At 68.8% G+C, this 21356-nt stretch carries 20 protein-coding genes; 2 read left to right on the plus strand and 18 right to left on the minus strand.

Annotation, left to right across the window (positions count from 1 at the left end; translation table 11 throughout):
* Positions 1 to 115: 115 nt before the first annotated feature.
* The 13 genes from CEP50_RS07550 to CEP50_RS07610 form a co-directional block, all read right to left on the minus strand.
* Positions 116 to 1732 (minus strand): solute symporter family protein, encoded by a 1617-nt coding sequence (locus tag CEP50_RS07550; RefSeq protein ID WP_181188258.1) that lies wholly within the window; start codon positions 1730 to 1732, stop codon positions 116 to 118.
* Positions 1729 to 2073 carry a DUF485 domain-containing protein gene (locus CEP50_RS07555; RefSeq protein WP_106113217.1) on the minus strand — a complete coding sequence of 115 codons (345 nt, stop codon included), beginning with the start codon at positions 2071 to 2073 and terminating at the stop codon, positions 1729 to 1731. The genes CEP50_RS07550 and CEP50_RS07555 overlap by 4 nt, the downstream gene beginning before the upstream one ends.
* A 182-nt stretch (positions 2074 to 2255) precedes the next feature.
* A complete protein-coding gene (locus CEP50_RS07560) occupies positions 2256 to 3935 on the minus strand; it encodes a sodium/solute symporter (protein WP_106113218.1) in 1680 nt (559 codons plus the stop codon).
* On the minus strand, positions 3932 to 4282 hold the full coding sequence (locus CEP50_RS07565; protein WP_106113219.1) for a hypothetical protein: 351 nt from the start codon (positions 4280 to 4282) through the stop codon (positions 3932 to 3934). Before CEP50_RS07565 ends, CEP50_RS07560 begins: the two co-directional genes overlap by 4 nt.
* Positions 4279 to 5061: a LytR/AlgR family response regulator transcription factor gene (locus CEP50_RS20765; RefSeq protein ID WP_106113220.1), complete on the minus strand. Its 783-nt coding sequence runs from the start codon at positions 5059 to 5061 to the stop codon at positions 4279 to 4281. Before CEP50_RS20765 ends, CEP50_RS07565 begins: the two co-directional genes overlap by 4 nt.
* Positions 5058 to 6149 (minus strand): sensor histidine kinase, encoded by a 1092-nt coding sequence (locus CEP50_RS07575; RefSeq protein WP_181188259.1) that lies wholly within the window; start codon positions 6147 to 6149, stop codon positions 5058 to 5060. Before CEP50_RS07575 ends, CEP50_RS20765 begins: the two co-directional genes overlap by 4 nt.
* 145 nt (positions 6150 to 6294) lie before the next feature.
* The gene (locus tag CEP50_RS07580) at positions 6295 to 7398 is read right to left on the minus strand and encodes a cytochrome P450 family protein (protein ID WP_106113221.1); all 1104 of its coding nucleotides are present in this window, start codon (positions 7396 to 7398) and stop codon (positions 6295 to 6297) included.
* On the minus strand, positions 7395 to 8771 hold the full coding sequence (locus tag CEP50_RS07585) for a cytochrome P450 (RefSeq protein WP_106113222.1): 1377 nt from the start codon (positions 8769 to 8771) through the stop codon (positions 7395 to 7397). The genes CEP50_RS07580 and CEP50_RS07585 overlap by 4 nt, the downstream gene beginning before the upstream one ends.
* Positions 8768 to 9373 carry a GTP-binding protein gene (locus CEP50_RS07590; RefSeq protein ID WP_106113223.1) on the minus strand — a complete coding sequence of 202 codons (606 nt, stop codon included), beginning with the start codon at positions 9371 to 9373 and terminating at the stop codon, positions 8768 to 8770. Before CEP50_RS07590 ends, CEP50_RS07585 begins: the two co-directional genes overlap by 4 nt.
* Positions 9351 to 9710, minus strand: a complete 360-nt coding sequence (locus CEP50_RS07595) for a DUF742 domain-containing protein (RefSeq protein ID WP_106113224.1) — start codon at positions 9708 to 9710, stop codon at positions 9351 to 9353. The genes CEP50_RS07590 and CEP50_RS07595 overlap by 23 nt, the downstream gene beginning before the upstream one ends.
* Positions 9707 to 10132 carry a roadblock/LC7 domain-containing protein gene (locus CEP50_RS07600; RefSeq protein ID WP_106113225.1) on the minus strand — a complete coding sequence of 142 codons (426 nt, stop codon included), beginning with the start codon at positions 10130 to 10132 and terminating at the stop codon, positions 9707 to 9709. Before CEP50_RS07600 ends, CEP50_RS07595 begins: the two co-directional genes overlap by 4 nt.
* Positions 10129 to 11439 (minus strand): ATP-binding protein, encoded by a 1311-nt coding sequence (locus CEP50_RS07605; RefSeq protein WP_258174996.1) that lies wholly within the window; start codon positions 11437 to 11439, stop codon positions 10129 to 10131. The genes CEP50_RS07600 and CEP50_RS07605 overlap by 4 nt, the downstream gene beginning before the upstream one ends.
* Positions 11440 to 11759: 320 nt before the next feature.
* Positions 11760 to 12221, minus strand: coding sequence for an SRPBCC family protein (locus tag CEP50_RS07610; protein ID WP_106113227.1), 462 nt, complete (start codon positions 12219 to 12221; stop codon positions 11760 to 11762).
* Positions 12222 to 12465: 244 nt separating this feature from the next.
* Between CEP50_RS07610 and CEP50_RS07615 the strand changes: the two genes are divergently transcribed.
* The gene (locus tag CEP50_RS07615) at positions 12466 to 14079 is read left to right on the plus strand and encodes a BCCT family transporter (protein WP_106113228.1); all 1614 of its coding nucleotides are present in this window, start codon (positions 12466 to 12468) and stop codon (positions 14077 to 14079) included.
* A gap of 53 nt (positions 14080 to 14132) precedes the next feature.
* Here CEP50_RS07615 and CEP50_RS07620 read toward each other — a convergent pair whose 3' ends face one another.
* The 4 genes from CEP50_RS07620 to CEP50_RS07630 form a co-directional block, all read right to left on the minus strand.
* Positions 14133 to 15110 carry an arabinan endo-1,5-alpha-L-arabinosidase gene (locus CEP50_RS07620; RefSeq protein WP_106113246.1) on the minus strand — a complete coding sequence of 326 codons (978 nt, stop codon included), beginning with the start codon at positions 15108 to 15110 and terminating at the stop codon, positions 14133 to 14135.
* 233 nt (positions 15111 to 15343) lie between these two features.
* Positions 15344 to 16135, minus strand: a complete 792-nt coding sequence (locus CEP50_RS07625; RefSeq protein WP_106113229.1) for a VOC family protein — start codon at positions 16133 to 16135, stop codon at positions 15344 to 15346.
* Positions 16136 to 16285: 150 nt separating this feature from the next.
* Positions 16286 to 16444, minus strand: coding sequence for a hypothetical protein (locus CEP50_RS20075; protein WP_181188260.1), 159 nt, complete (start codon positions 16442 to 16444; stop codon positions 16286 to 16288).
* Positions 16445 to 16512: 68 nt separating this feature from the next.
* Positions 16513 to 17259, minus strand: a complete 747-nt coding sequence (locus CEP50_RS07630; protein WP_106113230.1) for a GntR family transcriptional regulator — start codon at positions 17257 to 17259, stop codon at positions 16513 to 16515.
* A 291-nt stretch (positions 17260 to 17550) separates the two neighbouring features.
* Here CEP50_RS07630 and CEP50_RS07635 point away from each other — a divergent pair, with 291 nt between their 5' ends.
* On the plus strand, positions 17551 to 18693 hold the full coding sequence (locus tag CEP50_RS07635) for an adenosine deaminase (protein ID WP_181188261.1): 1143 nt from the start codon (positions 17551 to 17553) through the stop codon (positions 18691 to 18693).
* 136 nt (positions 18694 to 18829) lie between these two features.
* Here the strand turns inward: CEP50_RS07635 and CEP50_RS07640 are convergent, their stop codons facing one another.
* Entirely contained in the window at positions 18830 to 21181 is a 2352-nt protein-coding gene (locus tag CEP50_RS07640; RefSeq protein ID WP_106113232.1) for a heavy metal translocating P-type ATPase, read from the minus strand.
* Between the last annotated feature and the right edge of the window lie 175 nt (positions 21182 to 21356).

Below are 21356 nucleotides of genomic sequence, written 5' to 3' on the forward strand. Positions count from 1 at the left end.
CCCCCATCCAGGCCCCGAAACGACTCCGTCCCCCGGGAGGCGAACACCTCCTCGGGGGACGAACGGGGTGGAGCCGAGTTCGACGAGCGCCCCACCCCGTCACGGCGTCGCGTCCTCAGTGTGTCGAGGCCTTCTCCGCCCCCGCCCCGGTGAGCGAGCGCACCTCCATCTCCATGTACTTGGCCTCGTTGTGCTCACTGGACAGCAGCGTCCCGATCCAGCCGAGCAGGAACGAGGCCGGGATGGAGACCAGTCCCGGGTTCTCCAGGGGGAACCAGTGGAAGTCCACCCCGCTCAGCATCGCGGTCTCACTGCCGGAGACCGCCGGTGAGAACACGATGAGCACCACGGCCACGGCCAGTCCCCCGTAGATACTGCACAGCGCACCGGTGGTGTTGAACCGCCTCCAGAACAGCGAGTACAGCAGCGTGGGCAGGTTCGCCGAGGCGGCCACCGCGAACGCCAGGGAGACCAGGAAGGCCACGTTCTGGTTGCGCGCGAGGATCCCGCCGATGATGGCCAGGGCCCCGATCACCGCGGCCGTGATCCGGGCGACCCGCACCTCGGCCTGTTTGTCCTCCGCCTCGCCCTTCTTGATCACGTTGGCGTAGATGTCGTGGGCGAAGGAGGCGGAGGCCGTGATGGTCAACCCGGCCACCACGGCGAGGATGGTGGCGAAGGCCACCGCCGAGATGAAGCCGAGCAGCACCGGCCCGCCCAACGCCTGGGCCAACAGCGGTGCGGCCGAGTTGGAGGCCCCCGGAGCGTCGCCGATGGTCTCGGGCCCCACGATCGCCGCCGCACCGTAGCCGAGGACCAGGGAGAACAGGTAGAACAACCCGATCAGGAAGATCGCCCACACCACGGAACGGCGCGCCTCCCGCGAGGTGGGCACGGTGTAGAAGCGCATGAGCACGTGCGGCAGTCCCGCCGTGCCCAGCACCAGGGCTACTCCCAGGGACAGGAAGTCGAGTTTGCTGATCTCCGAGGTCCCGTACTTGGCTCCCGGTTCGAGCAGTCGTTGACCGTCGGCGCCGGCCTTGTCCACGGCCCCCTGCAACAGCGCGGAGAAGTCGAAACCGTACCGGCCCAGCACCCACAGGGTCATCGCGGCGGCACCCGCTATCAGCAACGCGGCCTTGATGATCTGCACCCACGTGGTGCCCTTCATCCCGCCCACCAGCACGTAGACGATCATGATGACCCCCACGATCGCGATGACCACGCTCTGGCCCACGGCGCTGCCGATCCCCAACAGCAGGGATACGAGCACTCCGGCTCCGGCCATCTGCGCGAGCAGGTAGAAGAAGCTGACCGCCAGCGTCGAGGTGGCCGCGGCCGCGCGGACCGGGCGCTGCCTCATCCGGAAGGCCAGCACGTCACCCATGGTGAATTTCCCGGTGTTGCGCAGCAGCTCGGCGACGAGCAGCAACGCGACCAACCAGGCCACCAGAAAGCCGATCGAGTAGAGGAACCCGTCGTAGCCGTAGAGCGCTATCGCCCCCACGATGCCGAGGAAGGAGGCGGCCGAGAGGTAGTCACCCGAGATGGCGATACCGTTCTGCGGCCCGGAGAAGGCCCTGCCCGCCGCGTAGTAGTCCGAGGCGGTCTTGGTGGTGCGGCTCGCCCGGAGCACCACCACGAGCGTCACCACCACGAAGGCCGCGAAGATGCTGATGTTGATGGCGGGGTTGCTGCCTTCCAGCCCCGCGTCCTGTGCCAGCCGGATCATTCTTCCTCTCCTTCGAGCTCGGTGCGGACCTTGCCGGCCAGCGGATCGAGTCGCCGGTTGGCGAAACGCACGTAGAGCGCGGTGATGCCGAAGGTGGAGACGAACTGCAACAGTCCGAGCACGAGTCCGACGTTGATGTTGCCGAACAGTCGGATGGACATGAATCCGTGGGCGTAGTCGGCCAGCAGTACGTACAGCAGGTACCAGGCGAGGAACAGCACCGCCACCGGAAAGACGAATCCGCGCAGACGACGCCGTAGCGCGACGAACTCCGCGCTGGAGTGGGCCCGGGCCCACTGTTCCGGTGCCGGAGCACGTTGTTCGAACTCATCGGTTGTCACGAAGATGCCTCCTGACACGAACGGGTGATGCACGACACGTTAAGGAGGCACCGTCCGTCCCGGGGAGAACCGTGGGCCCGACGGACGATCCAGCGCGACGAGCGGTGGACGAACGGTCGTCCGGACAGGACGGATGTGCCACCGTCCCGTTCGGGGAACAACCGGAGCCCGCGGGAACCGGGCTAGCGCGCCGGTGCGGCGGGTTCGTCCAAGTGCAGCCGCAGCATCTCGGTTCTCGCCCAGCCGGGGGCACGGGTACGGACCGAGACGAGCAGCATCGTGACGAACGACAACGGCACCACCCACGGCGCCGGCTGCGCGGTCAACACCGCTTTCCAGCCGTCCAACGGTGGTCCGAACAGAGTAACCGCCATGCCCGCGGAGGACCCGAACAGCCCCACCGACATCCCACTCACCGCACCCGCGACGGTGAGTTCGGACCACCAGATACCCAGTACCAGCAACGGACAGAAGGTCGCGGCCGCGATCGTGAACGCCCAGGTGACCAGAATGTTGGTGTCCAGAAACACCGCAGGCAGGGCCAGCAGTACCACCACGGCCGCGGCGAGCGGCGCGGTTCCCCGCAACCGGGTCACCCCGCCGGGCAGGAGATCGTGCGACAGCGCCCCCGACACCACCAGCAGCAGGCCCAGTGAGGTCGCCAGGAACGCGGCGAAGGCACCGCCGGTCACCAACACGGTGAACAGGGTTGCCGACCATCCGGTGTCCACCTGTGTCGGCAGGGCCACCACCACGGTGTCGGTCCCCCCGGACAGGTAGAGCTCGGGAAGCAGCACTCTGCCCAGCGCTCCGTAGACGCCGGGAAACAGGTAGAACAGGCTCAGCAGCACCACGGTCAGCGCGGCGGTACGCCGGGCCGCCCTCCCGTCCGGGCTGGTGTGGAAACGAACCAGCACGTGCGGCAGACCCATGGTGCCGCACACGGTCGCCACCAGTACCGCCCACGTTCCGAACAGGGGATGTCCGGCATCGGCGACGTTGAGCAGCGGTCTTCCCCAGTGCTCCCCGCCGGGAGGAGCCGTTCCGGGCACAGTGGGGACCTCCGCCCCCTCCGGGAAGACCAGCACCTGACCCGCCTCGACGTGGTGCTCCCCCGTGCGGAGGACCCGCGCGCTGCCGTCGGGGGAGCGCACCTCGGTCGGTCGTCGCACCCGCAGGGTCGCCCCGACCCGGAACTCCACTCTGGTCCGTTCCTCGAACCGGGTGAACTCCACGGGATCGACCGCCTCCTGGCGGGTCTGCGCGCCCACCGTCACCACCAACCAGACCGCGGGCACGGCGAACAGCACCAGTTTCAGGCAGAACTGGAAGGCCTGCACGTAGGTGGCCGCACGCATCCCTCCCAGCGCCAGGGTCGTACTGATCACCCCTCCGGCGATCACCACGCCCACCCAGTAACTGACGTCCCCGACCACGCTGAGCACCAGCCCCGCCGTGCGGAACTGCGGGACCAGGTAGAGCACCGCGATCACCAGCACCACCATCGCGCTCAGCCTGCGCAGTGCCGGAGACCCCAACCGCGTCTCGGCGAAGTCGGGCACCGTCAGGGCCCCGGAGCGGCGCATCGGCGCGGCGACCAGGCTCAGCATCGCCACATAGCCGGCGGTGAATCCCACCGGGTACCACAGGGCTCCCACCCCGTCCCGGACCATCATGCCCGCGACACCGAGGAACGAGGCGGCCGAGAGGTACTCCCCCGACACGGCCGCCGCGTTGACCAGCGGAGTGATTCCCCGCGAGGCGACCAGGAACTCCGAGGTGGTCCGCGTCGCCGAGATCCCCCGGAGCCCGACGAACAGGGTCAGCAGCACCACGGGAGACACCGCGAGCAGGGCCGTCATCGACGCCTCTCCAGCGACTCCGCCCGACGTGACTGACGCCATGCCAACAGCACCATGCTGGGGAAGGGCACCAGAACCAGTGCCGCCCAGGAGAGCGGAACCCCGAACAGCCGGAGCTGGCCCGCCGCGGCGAACAGCCCCAGCAGCGGCGGGAGACCGAACACCAGCACCACCAGCAGCCCCACCGTGCCCACGGCGTGACGGCGCTGGGCCCGATACAGTCTTCCGGCCCGTTCCGACTCGTGCACCTCCAGCGGGGGCTTCCGCCACCGTCTGCCGGCCGCGGGTCGGGACCGGGCCAGTCTGGTCTGCGGGCTCATCACCACCGTTCTTCTGCCACCGCTCATCGGGTCCGCCCGTCACCTCCGCTCTCGGTGCGCTGGGCGTGCCGTAGCAGCAGTTCCCGTAGCTGCCGCGCGTGCCTCCTGCTGACCGGAACGTCACCGGCCTCGGTGTGGGCGACGAGCCCTCCCGTCGAATCGCTGCGCAGTTCCCGCACCGCTGCCAACGCGAGGAGGTAGCTGCGATGCACCCGGTGGAAACCGTGGTCCTGCCAATACTCCTCGAGCCGCGATATGGGCATCCGCACCACGTGCTCGCCCGAGAGGGTGTGCAGTCGTACGTAGTCTCCGTCGGCGGAGACGAAGCACACCTCGCTGCGCCGTACGTACCTGGTCCGGCCCGCGCTCTCCACCGGCAGGGCCGCCATGGCCTCGGGGGTGGTGTCCGCTCCCCCACCACCCCGTCCGTTCGTGGTGACCATCCTGGTCACCTTCCCCAGGGCCACCGAGAGGCGTTCCTGGCGCACCGGTTTGAGCAGATAGTCCACGGCACCGATGTCGTAGGCCGTCACGGCGTAGTCGTCGTAGGCGGTCACGAAAACGATGGCCGGTGGGGAGTCGAGCCTGGCCAGCAACGATCCCAGTTCGATCCCGTCCAGCCCCGGCATCGAGATGTCCAGGAACACCGCGTCGAACCGGTCGCTCTGGATCAGCCGCAGGGCCTCCAACGCCTCCCCCGCGCCGAGGGTCTCCGCCACCCCGGAGGAGGTTCGCAGCAGTCGGCACAGCTCGTCGAGAGCCGGTCGCACGTCGTCCACGGCCAGCACGCGCAGACCTCGTCTCATCGCGGCACCACTCCCGGTTGGGACAGGGGGATCCGCACGGTCACCCGTGTACCGGCCCCTTCCGCCGTCTCGAGGACCAGCCCGTACCACGAGCCGTAGGCGGCACGGAGCCGGCGGTCCACATTGCTCAGCCCGAGACCGTTGTCCGTGGTGTCCCCGGACAGGATCCTCTCCGCCAGGGCCGGGTCCATCCCCGCCCCGTCGTCCTCCACCACGGCCACCAGGTCGCCCTCCGCCGCCTCCCCGGAGACCTGTACGAGGCCGGTGCGCCGTGGATCCGCCCCGAAGGCGGGCTCCACACCGTGTCGCACCGCGTTCTCGACCAGCGGTTGCAGCACGAGGTACGGTAGCGGCACGGCGAGCACGTCGGGGGCGACCCTGATGCGCACCCGCAGCCGCTGTCCGAGCACGGCCCGCTGCAACGCCAGATAGGTCTCCACCGCGTGGAACTCGTCGGAGACCGTGGTGTACTCCCTGTCCCGGGCCAATCCGTAGCGGATGAACTCGGCGAAATCGAGCATGAGCTCGTGGGAGCGATCCGGGTCGGAACGGACCAGCGAGCCGATCACGGTCAACGCGTTGTACACGAAGTGCGGCGAGATCTCGGCGCGCAGCGCCCGCAGTTCGGAACGGGCCGCCTGCTCGGCCGAGGACTCCAGCCTGACCCGCTCCAGCGAGTCCTCCACCCATTCCGCGGCGTGCCGGACCTCGGACATCCGCACCTCGCCGCAGACCACCAACACCCCGGCCAGCTCCTCCTCCCTGCGGAGCGGAAGGGCCACCAGCGGCGGTCTCCCCCGCCTGCCCTCGGTGCGCAACACCTCGCCCACCGCGCCCACAGCCTCGTCGGCACCGCTCATCCGACCGGCCTGTTCCATGCGCCCGGACAGATCCGCCAGCGCCACCGCGTCGGCCCGGAGCAGACGACGTAACGCGCGCACCGCCGACTGGGCCCTCGGTCCGGTGAGCCCGTCCCGGAGGTTGTCGGTGACCTTGCGCGCGATCCGTACCGCCTCCATCGGAGCGAGACGTTCCCGACCGGAACCGCCCGACTCGGAGGTGATCACGCGGCCGGCGGATACGGGCATGAAAGCTCCCCTCACTGTCGATACGGCCCGCCGGATGGTAGTCCGTGCCGGACCGGGCACCGTAGGGATCTCCACCGAACTCCGTACCGGAGAACCGCGTCGTCGCCGTGAGTCCGACGAGCGGACCGCGACGTTGCCCGTGGGGTCACTCCTCCCGTAACACGACGGGAAGCCGCCGGTGGCCGTTCGCGATGAACCCTCCCGCCGGAGGGATCTCCGCGGCGGGAACCGCTAGCCGGACCTCGGGGAAGCGTGCGAAGAAGGCGGGCAGCGCGGTCTCGGCTTCCAGACGGGCCAACGAGGCACCGAGACAGTAGTGTGCCCCGTGGCCGAAGGCCAAGTGGTCACCGTTGTCGTCTCGGGTGATGTCGAAGGAGTCCGGACGGTCGTAGCGCCGTGGGTCCCGGCAGGCGCCCGCGTAACCGGCGAGGATGGGTTCCCCCCGTCCGATGACCACCCCGTCGTCGAGCTCGATGTCCTCGACCGCGTAACGCAGCGGCACGTTGGCCAACGGGGGCTGCCAGCGCAGGGTCTCGGTGACCACCCGGTCCCAGGAGTAGTCTCCCGCTCGCACGAGCTCCAGCTGCTCGGGATGGCTCAGCAGCGCGACCACGGCCTGATCGAGCAGGTTGACCGTGGTCTCGTGCCCCGCGCCGATGAGCAGGATCAACGTGTCGACCAGCTCCCGCTCGTCCAGCCTGCCGTCCTGTTCGTCGCGGGCGGCCAGCAGGACGCTGGTCAGGTCGTCGGCGGGTGCCGCACGTTTGTCGGCCACGAGTTCACCGAGCAGTTCGTACAGTTCGTGCTGGGTGGCCCGCACCTGTTCCGGGGTGGCCGAGGTGTCGAAGACGCCGTCGACGACCCGCCGCAACCCCGGACGCATCCGGTCGGGAACCCCGAACAGCCGGCAGATCACCGAGATCGGTAACGGATAGGCGAAGCTCTCCCGCAGGTCCACCTGGACACCGGCCGGGGTGTCGGCGAGCTCGTCGAGCAGCTCCTCGGTGATCTCCCGGACGTCGGGGGACAACGCGGTCACTCGGCGCGGGGTGAAGGCGGAGGAGACCAGTGAGCGGAGTCGGCGGTGCCGCTGGCCGTGCGCGGTGAACATGTTGCGCACCCCCACCCAGCCGGCCAACGCCCAGTCCTGGGGAACCGAGCCGTCGATCCAACTCGGCCAGTGCTGGGTGGGGTCCTTGGAGACCCTGCTGTCGGAGAGCAGCTCACGTAATCGGCGGTGGTCGGTCACCGCCCACGCAACCACTCCACCAGGGAGTTCCACCCGGGCAGCCGGTCCACGTCCGCGGAGGAACGCCGCCTCCGCGTGGACGTCACGCCCTGTCGGGTCCATTGTGTACGGGCAGGAAGAGTGCTCCACGAGTCACTGCCTCCAGTCGCTTCCTCGTCACGGTCGGATACCGGGACCGGCGGAAAGTGCACCGGAAGCGCGGTCAGAGCCCGATGGAACGGGCCCGTCCTCCACTCCAACCGCTCCACGGGCACGGCCAGGTCCATATCGGGCAAGGTATCCAAAACCGTCTCCATCGCGACAGAGGCGATCATGCGGGCGGTCCCCCGGGCCGGACAGGTGTGTGCCCCCGCGCTCCACGCGAGATGGGCCCGGTTGCCGTCGCGTCGCGCCGAGCACAGCGCCGGATCGTTGTTCGCGGCGGCGATCCCGATCACCACGGGCTGGTGCGCCGGCAACACCCGTCCCGCCAGCTCCACCTCCTGGGGTGGGAAGGTGATGGCGTAGTTGGCCAACGGGGGCTGCTGCCACAGCACCTCGTCGATGGCGTCCTCCACCGGTAGTCTGCCGCCCGAGAGGTTGCCGGCGAACCGTTCGTCGGACAACCACAGCCGCAGCGCGTTGGCCACCAGGTTCTGCATCGGTTCGGCCCCGGCGCCCATGAGCACCACGAGCTGCTGGATCATCTCCTCGTCGTCCAGTCCCGCCTCGTGCTCCAACAGCCACGTGGTCACGTCCGCTGCGGGGTGTTCGCGGCGCAGCGCCACCACCTCGGCGACGCAGCTGCCCAGCTCCAGGTTGGCCCGTTCGGTGTCCACCCCGTCCCACAGCGCCGTGATCGCGTCGACCATGCGCGAGGTGATCTCGGGAGGGCTGCCGAAGAGCTTGGTCAGCACCAGCAACGGGAGTATCCGCGCGTAGTCGTTGAGCAGGTCGGCCTCACCCTTCGGGGCGAAGTCCCGGATGAGGCTCTCCGCGCTCTCACGCACGTACCGACGCAGGGTGAAGGAGTCCACCCTGCCCAGGGCGTCGGTGATCGCCTCCCGCAGTCTGTCGTGCTCGGGACCGTCCTGGAACAGCACGTTGTCCCGGTACATCATCATCGCCACCACGGGGCTGTCCTGGGGGACGGTCCGTTGCCACACGCGGGAGTCCTTGGGGAAACGGGCCGGGTCCCGCAGCACGGAGAGCGCGGTGTCGTAGTCCAGCACGAGCGTCGCCGGAACACCGGGGGCCAGCTCCACGTCCGCCAACGGCCCCTCGGCGCGCAGGCTCTCGTACACCCCGTCCGGGTCGTCGGCGAAAGTACGGTCGTGCAGCGGAGTTCGCCGCATCGGGCACACCGGTGCGGCGGAGTCGTCGGGTCGGGTCATGCGGACTCCTGGGACTGTTGCGGACAAACGGAAAGCACGTGTTCGACCAGTGAGATCATCGCCCGCGCCGCCGAGTCCCTCTCCCGGGCGTCGCAGGTGACGAGGGGAACCTCCGGAAGGAGGTCGAAAGCCTCACGCAGTTCCTCGTCGGGAGGCATCTCCGCGTTGCGGAAGTCGTTGATGGCCACCGCGTAGGGCATTCCCCGTTCCTCGAGGACGCCTATGATCTCGAAGGACTCCTCGATCCTGGCGATGTCGGCCAGCACGAGCGCTCCGAGGGAGCCGTAGGCGAGGTCCTCCCACAGGGACAGGAAACGACGCTGTCCCGGGGTGCCGAACATGTAGAGCACGAGCCGGTCGTTGAGGGTGCGACGCCCGAAGTCCAGCGCCACGGTGGTGGTCGTCTTCCCGGAGATCCCGTGCGGATCATCGGCCACGGCACCCGTCCGGGTGATGGTCTCCTCCGTGTACAGCGGCGGGATCTCGGACAGGGTGCCGACGAAGGTGCTCTTGCCCACCGCGAAGGGCCCCAGCACCAGCACCTTGACGGCGGTGCGGACCGTGGGGGCCAGGTACACCTCACCGGAGGGCTCTGAGCCCATCAAGCACCTCCTGCAGCAGTTCCCGGTCCGGCGCCTGTTCGCGTCCACTGGACAGGACCTGCAACCGGTTCTCGTCGAGCAGATCCGCCACGATCACTCTGGTCACACTGGCGGGCAGTTCGAGACGGGCGGCGATCTCGGCGACCGAGAGCGCTCCGCCGGAACACAGCCGCACCACACGTCGGTGTTCCGGCCCCAGTCCGAGCGACTCGGCCTCCGGGGCCGCCCGCACGAGTGTGGTGATGCCGAGCGATCCCACCGTCGGGTGAGCCCGGCCGCCGGTGATCAGATAGGGGCGTACCAACGCCTCCCGGTCCCGTCGCCGGGGTGGGCTCATGAGCGTTCACTGTCCCCGGACCTGGGAATCGTTCCGAGTTCGGCGCCCAGTTTCTGCACCACCGCGTGGAAACGCTGAGTGGCCGGCCCCATGTCCACCTGCTTGGTCGTGGAGACACCCAGGTAGGCGTGCGGACCCGCGGCGATCAGGAAGACGTATCCCGTGCTCAACTCCACGAGGGTCTGGTTCCACGCGGGCTCGGAGGTGGAACCGTCCGCGCAGAACTCCGCGGAGGCCGCCGAAGAGGCACGTAACGAGGCCAGGCAGGCGGCGAACCGGTCCGCGTCCGCCTCGTCGATCTCACCGGTCGCCGTGATGACCAGCCCGTCCCGGGCCAGCACCACGGCGCTGCGCACCTCCGGCAGCAGCACGTCGTCGAGCATCCACCGCAGCTCAGGCCGCCGAACCGTGTTCGTGTTCATGCTTCGCCGTCCTCCCCGTCGTCGCTTCCCCGGTCGGGGTTGTTCGCTTCGGTGGCCTGTTGCCAGGCGGCCAGCCCCACGGCGCTGTCGGAACTGTCCGGGACAGCCGCCGGTGCCGGTCTCGCGGCGGCGTTCCGGTTCCGCCCACCGCGTTTCGGCAGACCACTGGAGGTGGTTTCCGTCCCGTTGGTCCCCGCGCCGGAGGCCGTCGCCGTGCCCGCCGGTTCCCGGGTCTCCTCCGGCTCGGACTCCTCGGGATCCAGGCGGGTGAGTAGCTCGTTGGGGACGAAGACGACCGCACGCACCCCGCCGTAGCTGGAGGGGGAGTCCACGGACACCCGCAGGCCGTACCGGGCGGCCAGCAGCCCGATCACGGCGAAGCCCACCCGGGGCGGATCGCCGATCTCGTCCAGCGGAACCCGTTCGTTCGACAGCAGGCGGGCCGCACGACGCTGTTCCTCCAGCGGCATCCCCACCCCGGCGTCCTCGACCGTCACGGCGACCCCGTTGTGCGCGGGCTGCACACCCACCCACACCTGTGCGTAGGGGGGAGAGTAGCGCGTGGCGTTGTCCAACAGCTCGGCGACCACGAGCACCAGCGGCTCCACCGCGCGGGTGACCACCCCGAGTTCCTCGGGACCACAGCCCAGCGACCGTGGGCAGTGCGGACTGACCGTGACGCGTTGGTAGTCCCTGATCTGCGACTGGGCCCCGCGCAGTACCTCCTGGAGCAGGGTCGCCGAACGCTGCTGTCCGATCCACGCACCGAACAGCACGGCGAATCCGCGTAATCTCCTGCTCAGTTGGGATCCAGCGTGGTCGATGGTGTACAGGTCGGCGAGCACGTCCGCGTCGTCGTGGCGGTGCTGCATCTCCGAGACCGCCATGTGCTGCTCGGCGGCGAGCCCGCGCACGGTGTCCAGCACCCCGGTGAGGGTCCTTCGCGAAGCCTGTTCGACGTGCTCCCGGGTCAGCCGCACCACTTCCTCGATGCCGCCCACGAGCGCCTCCAACGACTCCGCGGCACCGTTCTCGTCACCACTGCCCAGCGGGCCGGGAACACGGGTGTGTGTTCCACCGTTCAGGGACTCGGCCAGGGCGGGCAGCCGCTTGGTCCGCAGGTGTTCGAGTTCGGCTTCGTGGTTGTCGAGCTGTCTGAGCAGTTCCGCGATGCGGTTGCGCTGGCGCAGCACGGTGACCGCCCCGGTCACCACCAGCACGGCCAGACCTGCGCCTGCGGCCGAACGAACCACCGCCCCCCTGGCGGCACGCCGGGGGCTCGGAAACATTGGGTGTTGTTGTGTCATGCGTTCCTCGTGAACGAACGTGCGGGCATCATGCGCGATGACGGCCACGAAGGCGACATCCCGCTGGGGCCAGCGCCCACAGCAGACTCCGTTCCCCCGCACGGGCGGGGAAGAACGGCCCGGCACGACTCCTGTCCGGTGGGAGCGCCGCAGTCAAGATCGTACGCACTCGCCCACACGCTTCGGCGCGGTGGCCGTCCACCACGGCTGTCACCGGGCTGCGCGGACCGTCCACCCCCGAAAACGAGCCGCTTCCGACGGAAAAACCGTGTCCACGGAAAACACTTCGGCTTTTCGCGCCTCGTGCGTCGGCGGACGGCTCACTCCCGTTCGGAGAGCGCACGCAGCGCCCGCAGGGTTCGTTCGATGTTGCGCTGGTTCGCCGCCCCCCGCTCCGGTTCCCCGGTGGTTTCCGCGCTCACGGGGGTGTACCACTCGGGACGTCGGTCCCAGGTGCTCTCGACCACCACGCACCCCGTGTCGGTGGGGTGTATCTCGTACCGCCAGTGCGAGACGGGCGTGTCCCCGTCATCGACGTCGAAAGCGAAACACCTTTCCGGGTCCGCCACCCGCACGGTGGCCATCGTCGACCACGACCTGTCACCGTTGCGGTTGAAGCCACGGAACCTGACCCCGGGGCGGGGCGGCGGCTCGTCCAACCACTCGCAGGCGTGCACCTCGGCGGACACGGCGGCCAGCGTGTCGAGGTCGGTCACCATCCGGTAGGCCCGTTCCGCCGGGACCGGCAGTTCCACCCGGGCGCTCGCGGTCGGTTCCACCATGTCACTTCCTTCCGAACTGCTCGGGAACCACCGGCAGACTACCGTTCGCCCCACCACGGCCGCCGCGAGCGACGGTGGTCTCCGCGAAGCACTCCGGTTCCGCTGTCCTGCACGACACGGCCGAATGAAGGACGATGGTTCCGGACCGAGTCCCTCGGTCCCGCGCCACAGGTGCCCCGCGGCCGCTCGGGGATGGTGATCAACAGTGATTCGAGAATACATCAGAACCCACACGAACCCCCCGGTGTTCATCATCTCGGGGGTCATAGCGGTGGCCTTCGTCCTCTGGGGGGTGCTGGCTCCGTCCAACGTCGCGACCGTTGCCGGGACGGTCAACGGTTTCATCACCACGAACTTCGGCTGGCTCTACATCCTGGCCGCCACGTTCTTCCTCATCTTCGTCGTGGTGATCATGTTGAGCCGTTTCGGGAACATACGTCTGGGCCCTCCCGACTCGCGCCCCGAGTACGGCCGCATGCCCTGGTTCGCGATGCTGTTCACGGCGGGAATGGGAATCGGACTGGTCTACTTCGCCGTCAGTGAACCCGTTTCGCACTACCTGAGTCCCCCCACCGGGAGGGGAGGCACCGAGGGAGACGTCGCCGAGGCGATGAACCTCACCTTCTTCCACTGGGGACTGCATCCGTGGGCGATCTACATCGTGCTCGGGTTGTCCCTGGGGTACTTCGCCTTCCGCAAGGGACTGCCGCTGCGCCCCGCAGCCGCCTTCTACCCGCTGATCGGCAATCACATATACGGCTGGTTCGGGCACCTGATCGACATCCTGGCGGTGTTCGGCACCCTGTTCGGGCTCGGCACCTCGCTGGGCATCGGTGGTCAGCAGGTGGGAGCCGGGTTGGAGACCCTGTTCGGCGTCGAGAACACCGCCGGGCTGCAGGTGATCCTGATCCTGGCCATCACGGCCATCGCGGTCGTGTCGGTGATGCTCGGCATCGACCGGGGCATCCGCAACCTCTCCCTGATCAACCTCTGGCTGGCCTTCGCCCTGATGGTCTTCGTGTTCGTGGTCGCCTCCTCCCGGGACATCGTCAACGCCCTGGCCACCAACATCGGAACGTACCTGCAGAACCTGCCGTTGACGAGTTTCGAGACCTATCCGGGCAACCAGCAGGCCCAGCAGTGGCAGGCGGAGTGGACGCTGTTCTACTGGGGCTGGTGGATCTCCTGGTCCCCGTTCGTCGGGATGTTCCTGGCCCGCATCTCCTACGGCAGAACCATCCGGCAGTTCATCGGCGGAGCGCTGTTCGCCCCGGTGGGGGCCTCGATGGTGTGGCTGACGGTCTTCGGCGACGCCGCGTTGCAGCGGCTGCGGACCAACCCGAACAACCCGCTCGGGGACGCCAGTTCCGAAACGGCCATGTTCGTGCTGTTCAACCAGCTGCCGGTGGTTCAGTTCGTGAGTGTGATCGCCTCGGTGGTGGCGATCGTGGTGGTGGTGTTGTTCTTCGCCACCTCCTCGGACTCCGGCTCGTTGGTGGTCGACATCCTCACCAACGGTGGTGATCCCCATCCGCGGTGGCAGCAGCGGCTGTTCTGGGCCGTGTTGGAGGGTGTGATCGCCGCCGTGCTGCTGGCGGCCGGGGCGGTCAGCGGCGAGAACGCGCTGAGCGCACTGCAGACCGCCTCCATCGTCGCGGGATTGCCGTTCTGCATCGTGCTGCTGATCATGTGTCTGGGCCTGAGCAAGGGGCTCAGCAACGAGCGCCCCATGCTCCGACCGCAGGAGCCGAGTCCGTTGACCGGCCTGCGTGAGGCCACGGTCCGGCACTCGGTCCGGCAACGCGCCGAAGGCGAGGAGGGCTCCGGATCGGGACGGCACGAACGGCGCGAGCACTGAGGACCGGGGCCGTGTCCGAGGCGTCCGCGCCGGACACGGCCCCGCCGAGCCGGTCACACCACTCGCGGCCACCCCTGCCGGTCCCATTCCAGCAGGTTGATCCCCAACGTGTGCGCGCCGTTGGCGTCGGCGTCGTAGTAGTGGTAGACCAGCAGTCTCTCTGATCCGTCGCGGAGGATGCTCTGTCCACCCGGGCCGACGACGTTGTCGTGGCTGGCCAGAATCTCCGTTCCCCCGTTGCGCAGCATCGGCGTTCCCGAGCGGTCGGTGTAGGGACCGGTGGGGCTGGTCGAGCGGCCCACCATGACACGGTAGGTGCTGTCGGTACCCTGACAGCACTGTCCGAACGAGACGAACAGGTAGTAGTAGTCGCCGTGCCGGACGATCGCGGGAGCCTCCACGGCGTCGGATCCGGCCGGACCGTTGGCCAGGTGGTACAGCGTACGGTCACCTCCGTGTCTGTGCCCGGTGTCCGGATCGATTCTGATCATGCGGATCCCGCTCCAGAAGGACCCGAAGGAGAGCCACCAGCGCCCGGAGGCGTCGACCAGCAGGTTCGGGTCGATGGCGTTGTGGTCGTCCCCGCTGTCCGTGGCGTACACCACGCCCTGGTCCCGCCAGGTTCCGGGATCTCCGGAGGTGCTGGTCGCCAGCCCGATCGCGGAGTCGTTCGTGCCGAAGGTGGAGGCGGCGTAGTACAGCCAGTACCTTCCGTCGTGGAAGGAGATGTCCGGGGCCCAGATCTCCCCGGAGGGGTTGTAGTCGTACACCCAGGCGGGAACCTCGGCGAAGGCATAACCGTCGCGTTCGAAACGAACGCGGTCGGTCGAGGTGCGCGTCTCGATGCCGCCGCCGGTCGACATCAGCAGGTAACCGGAGTCCCGGGACAGCATGGAGGGATCGTGGGCGGCCAGGTCCCCGGACACCGCTCCCGGCATCGGATAGTCGGCCGCCGAAGCGGGGACGGCCCACAACAGTACGGTCAGGGCCGCCCCGAGTGCCACGGCGACCCGTCCGGAACGTGCACGCATGGAACGCAACACCTCCACCCGTTTTCCGGCGGTGGGACCGAAAGGTCCCCGACACCGGAAACAATTGTCCGAAATATCGAAAATTGTCCGAAACCTTGTGGAAACGCAAGGTAGAGGTGAAGTTATCCGAGGTCAACGCGCTTTGGTTCAACTGACTCCGGAATCCGGAGCCCTCCTGCCCGAAAGAGTGGACTCGATACACCGATTCGGGGGATCAGTGGCCGACGGACTTCTCACTCGTTCGTGGATTCCAGGACGACGAAATCCGCCCCAGAACGGTCGAGGCAGACCGCCATCCGTCCCACGTTCTCCGCGTTCTCCGGTCCCAGTTGGATACCACCCCCGTGTGAGGTGACCCGGGAAACCGTGGCGTCGCACTCGCGCACCGCGAACACCGGATGCCAGTACGGCAGCCCCTCGGCGAGGTCGAGATACTCCGAGGACACCTGCATCATCCCGCCGTGGGTGTGCTCCTGGTTCCCCCTGGCGGGAGTGAGCAGGGCGTAGGCACCTCCGCTGCCGGGAAGCGGCATGTCCTCCATGCTCCACCCGAACAGTTCGAAGTAGAACTCCTTGGCAGCGGCCACGTGGCTGGTGTACAGCTCGATCCAGTTCAACGCGCCCGGCTCGTCCACGACCTCCAGTCCGCGGTCCGTTCCCGCCTGCCAGACCGCGAACTCGGCTCCCAACGGGTCGGTGAACTGGGCCAGTCGCGCCCGCCCGTCGACGTCGAACGGCTCACGACGCACCGTCCCCCCCAGCTCCCGCACCGTCCGGGCTGCCGCGTCGGCGTCGGTGGTGCTGAAGTAGATCATCCAGGCCGAACGCGCGTTCTCCTCGGTGAGCGGGCCGATCCCGGCGACCCTCCGTCCGTCGATGCGGAAGACCCCGTACTCGCCGTCCTCGTCGAGCTCTTCGAACTCCCAGCCGAACACCGTTCCGTAGAACTCCACGGCCGCCCGCACGTCCGGGGCGCCGAGATCGATCCAGCACGGGGACCCGACAACGGCGTCAGTGGTGATCATGTGTTCCCCTTCGTCGACGTGTCCTCGACACCCGTCGCTGACGGATGTCCTACCAGGACACGGTGACACCCACCGGCGGTGCTCGCCCGCCGAGGAACGGGGTCCGCGCGGCAGCACCGGCCCCGTCGCCAGCGGAGCGGGTTCGGCGACTCACCGGCGTTCCCGCAGTTGGCGCATGTGGTCCTCGTCGCAGGCGGTGAGCACGACGTCACCGACCCGCTCGTAACGGGCGTTGTCCCGGTCGACCGGACGACCGCACAGGTCACACACCTCGACCACGTCACCGCTGTCCCGTGTGGAACCGCTCATGTACCGAGTGTGCCCGCCGAAGCCCTCCGCGGCCCGGTGGGCGGAGACGACCACGGTGTGCCGGGCGGTCAGCGGGACTGCAGCAGCGGCATCGCGGGAACACCGCTGGGAAGCACGTACTTGGCGACGAGCACCGGAACACCGTCGGCGCTGACCACCTGGGTGACCAGTACCACCGGGGTTTCCGGCGGTCGGCCGAAGACCTCCCCGCGCTGCCTGCCCAGCAGGGTGGCGCTCAGGCCGCTCGATCCGTGCAGGGACAGGGCGGGCTCGTGGGAACCCAGCACGTCCAGCACGGTGCGCTTCCGGTCCACGGCGGCCTCCAGCTCGTCGGGCAGCTCCGTGTCCCTGTCCCGCAGCATGTCGTCGGGAAGCGTCCACTCCTGGACCAGACACGCCGCACGTCCGTCCGAGTCGACGACGCTCTCCCAGAACCGGACCTCGCGATGGGCGGGGACCGGCAGGTGTTGCAGCACCAGATCCGTGGGTTCCTCGGAGGAACGGGTCAACGCCCGCACCCGTGTCTGTCCCGGCAGCAGGTGCTCCACCGGGCTCAGTCGTTCGAAGCCCTTGCGGGGCGTTCCACTGCGCACGGTGCGCCCCACCCCACGGCGCACCGTGATCACCCCGTCCTCCTGCAGCAGGATCAGGGCCTCGCGCAGGGCGGGACGGCTCACCCCCAGTTCCGCCGCGAGCGCGGGTTCGGAGGGCAGGGTGGCCCCGGGAGGGTACCGCCCGGATCGGATGGACTCGACGATCCGCTCGTAGAGATCCACCGCCGGCCTGCGTCGCGCTCGATGCCCCGACACCGTCACCTCACTCCCGAACGATGTCAGACAAGTTAGCCAATCCGGGTGGCCGCGTCAATCACTCCCCGTCGACGGTTTCCCCGCTTCGGGGAGATTCGGAGTACACTGCGGTCGAAGGACTCCCCGCGCGCGACGCTTGACGGGGAGGGACCGCGTTGGTAAACACTCGGTCCAAACCGAGCTTGTCTGACAACAGACTCACTTTCCGGACCGCTGCGGGCCGAGTTCCCCGGTTCACTCGGCCACGGGACACGCCCCATCGAGATCGACGCGCTTGACGAGGAGACACGGCTCGTGATGACGACTCCCACGATCGAACAGATCCGGCAGGCCCCGAAGGTCCTGCTGCACGATCACCTGGACGGCGGACTCCGCCCGCGCACCGTCGTGGAACTGGCCGAACGCACCGGGTACCGGCACCTGCCGACCAAGGACGTGGACGGGATCGAGCAGTGGTTCGCCGCGGCCACCAACGCCGGTTCCCTCGAGGAGTACCTGGAGCGTTTCGCCCACACGGTGGGCGTGCTGCAGACACCGGAGGCCCTGATCCGGGCCGCCTCCGAGTGCGCCGAGGACCTGGCGGCCGACGGTGTGGTCTACGCCGAGGTACGCTACGCGCCCGAACTGAGCACCCAGGCCGGCATGGAACTCGACGAGGTCGTCGAGGCGCTGCTGGAGGGTTTCAAACAGGGAACGGCGCGGGCCGCCGAAGCGGGACGTCGCATCCGGATCGGCCTGTTGCTGTGCGCGATGCGCCAGGAGTCCCGCTCCTCCGAGATCGCCCGGCTGGCCGTACGCCACCGCGACTCGGGGGTGGTCGGTTTCGACATCGCCGGGCCGGAGGCCGGACACCCCCCGACCCAGTCGCTGGAGGCCTTCGAGTACCTGCGCAGGGAGAACTTCCACTTCACCATCCACGCCGGCGAAGGGTTCGGACTACCCTCCATCTGGGAGGCCATCCAGTACTGCGGAGCCGCCCGGCTGGGCCACGGTGTGCGCATCCTCGACGACATCACCGTCGACGAACACGGCCGGGCCAGTCTCGGGCGGCTCGCCTCGTTCGTCCGGGACCGGCGGATACCGCTGGAGATGTGCCCCCGGTCCAACGTCCACACCGGCACGGTGGACTCGCTGGCCGAACACCCCATCGCCCTGCTGCGGAAACTGCACTTCAGGGTGACGGTGAACACCGACAACAGGCTCATCAGCCAGACCAGCATGACCCGGGAGTTCTCCGAACTCGTCGAACACTTCGGCTACTCCCTGGACGACATGCAGTGGTTCACGGTCAACGCGATGAAGTCGGCCTTCCTGCCGTTCAACCAACGGCTGGCCCTCATCAACGAGGTCATCAAGCCGGGCTACGCCGCGCTGCGCTCGGAGTCCCTGTTCGGCAAGGTCGACGACTCCGTGGGGCCGCTTCCGGTCGTCGAGCACTGAGAAAGAGCCGCCGTGGCCGACCCGTGAGAGGCCGGAGCGGACGGCGAGCCGGTGCCCGCCCGACGGGAAAGAGGAGCTCCGTCGGGCGGGCCACCGCTCCGCCGGAGGTGTGGAACCACACCGAGGACGGACCCCCTCACCGACCCGCGTGAACGGGCGAGCTCGGGACCCCACTCCGCCCGGACTCGTGTTCCGCCGGCTGCCCCGACCCGCTGCCACGGAAACCACGTAGCCGGAGGCTGTTGCTGACCACGAACACCGAGCTGCAGGCCATGGCCGCACCGGCGATCATGGGGTTGAGCAGACCCGCCGCCGCCAACGGAAGGGCGGCGACGTTGTAGGCGAAGGCCCAGAACAGGTTGCCCTTGATCGTGCGCAGGGTCCGACGGGACAGCCTGATCGCGTCGACGACGGCCCGTGGATCCCCCCGCACCAGTGTGAGGTCACCGGCCTCGATCGCCACGTCGGTGCCGGTCCCCATCGCCAACCCGAGATCGGCCCGGGCCAGTGCCGCGGCGTCGTTGACCCCGTCACCGACCATGGCGACCGTGCTTCCCCGCTCTCTCAGCCGGTCGACGACGTCCGCCTTCTCCTCGGGCAGCACCTCGGCGACGACCTCCTCGATACCGATCCGGGAGGCGATCGCCTCGGCGGCGGCCCTGTTGTCCCCGGTGAGCAGCATCGGCTTCAGTCCGAGCTCACGCATACCCCGGACGGCTTCGGCCGCCGTCGGTTTGACGGTGTCGGAGACGGCCAGCACCGCACGGGCCTTTCCGTCCCAGGCCACCATGATCGCGGTGCCGCCCTTCCGTTCGGCCTCGTCCCTGGCCGTGCGCAACGAGTCGGGCACGACGACACCGTGCTGTTCCAGCAGACGCTGCCGGCCCACCAGCACCGTTCTCCCGTCGACGACGCCGCGAACACCGAGTCCCTCCACATTGGCGAACTCCTGGATCTCCGGCAGGTTCCGCACCCGTGCTCGTGCGGCGTCGACCACGGCCCGCGCCACGGGGTGCTCCGAGCCGTCCTCCAGGGCCGCCGCGATCCGGAGCACTTCCTGCTCCGACTCACCGTCGGCGGGCCGGACGTCGACGAGCTCCATGCGCCCCTCGGTCACGGTCCCGGTCTTGTCCAACACCACCGTGTCGACCCTCTTGGTCGACTCCAGCACCTCGGGCCCCTTGATCAGGATTCCCGACCGGGCACCCCGGCCGGTGCCGACCATCAGCGCGGTCGGGGTGGCCAGCCCGAGCGCGCAGGGGCAGGCGATGATCAGTACGGCCACGGCGGCTGTGAAGGCCGTGGTCACACCGCCACCGGAGAGCAACCAGAACACCAGGGTTCCGAGGGCGAGCGCGATCACCACGGGTACGAACACGGCCGAGACGCGGTCGGCGAGCCGTTGGACCCGCGCCTTGCCCGCCTGGGCGTCCTCGACCAGCTTGGCCATCCGGGCCAACTGGGTGTCGGACCCGACCCGGGTGGCGCGGACGACCAGCCTTCCTCCGGCGTTGACGGTGGCTCCCGTCACCGACGAGCCGGGGCCCACCTCCACCGGAACGGACTCCCCCGTCACCATGCTGGTGTCCACCGCCGAGGCACCGTCGACGACCACCCCGTCGGTGGCGATCTTCTCCCCCGGCCGCACCACGAAGTGGTCGTCCACCCCCAGTTCCTCCACGGGAACACGCCGTTCCCGGCCCTCGCGGAGGACGGTGACGTCCTTGGCTCCGAGTTGGAGCAGGGAACGCAGTGCGGCTCCCGAGCGGCGTTTGGCCCGGGACTCGAAGTACCTGCCGGCCAGGAGGAAGGTGGTCACTCCCGCGGCGACCTCCAGGTAGATCTGTTCACCACCGCCGCCGCGTTCGGCCACGAACTCGAATCCGTGCGTCACCCCGGGGACACCGGCCCCACCGAACAGCAGCGCGTACAACGACCACCCGAAGGCGGCCAGGGTCCCCATCGAGATCAACGTGTCCATGGTGACCGCGCCGTGGCGGAGGTTGGTCCAGCTCGCCCGGTGAAACGGCAGCGCCCCCCACACCACCACGGGGGCCGCCAGAGTGAGCGAGATCCACTGCCAGTAGGTGAACTGGAGGGCGGGAATCATCGCCAGCGCCACGACCGGCACGGACAACAACGCCGAGACGAGCAGCCGGACGCGCAGCCCTTCGAGCTCGGTGTCGCGTTCCTCGGCGGAGGAGGACTCCTGCCGGGACGGTTCGGGGGCGCGGGAGCCCGCACCCGGGGGGACGGCGTCGTAGCCGGCCGCCTTCACGGTGTCGACCAGCTCCTCCGTGTCCGTGCCCACCGGGTGACGCACGCTGGCCTTCTCCGTGGCGTAGTTGACCGTGGCGACCACCCCGTCGAGCCTGTTGAGTTTGCGCTCGATGCGCGAGGCGCACGAGGCGCAGGTCATCCCGCTTATGGACAGTTCCGTCTCGGTCGTGGTCGCCGCGGAGGCCGTCTCCTGTCGACCGGTCATCATCGGTCCCTTCCGCTGTGTCGTGTTCGCCGGGAGGCCGGGAGACACTGCGGAGCAGTGCGCTTCGACGTCCGGTCCCGGGACGCCCGTGGTTCCGTCGTTCCGAACACCCGAAAAATATACCCTACGGGGGTACCGTGTCAAAACGGGAAAGGAACCCCACCGGGGAACCATCACG

It is taken from the genome of Actinopolyspora mortivallis (assembly GCF_003001495.1).
Taxonomy (GTDB): Bacteria; Actinomycetota; Actinomycetes; order Mycobacteriales; family Pseudonocardiaceae; genus Actinopolyspora; species Actinopolyspora mortivallis_A.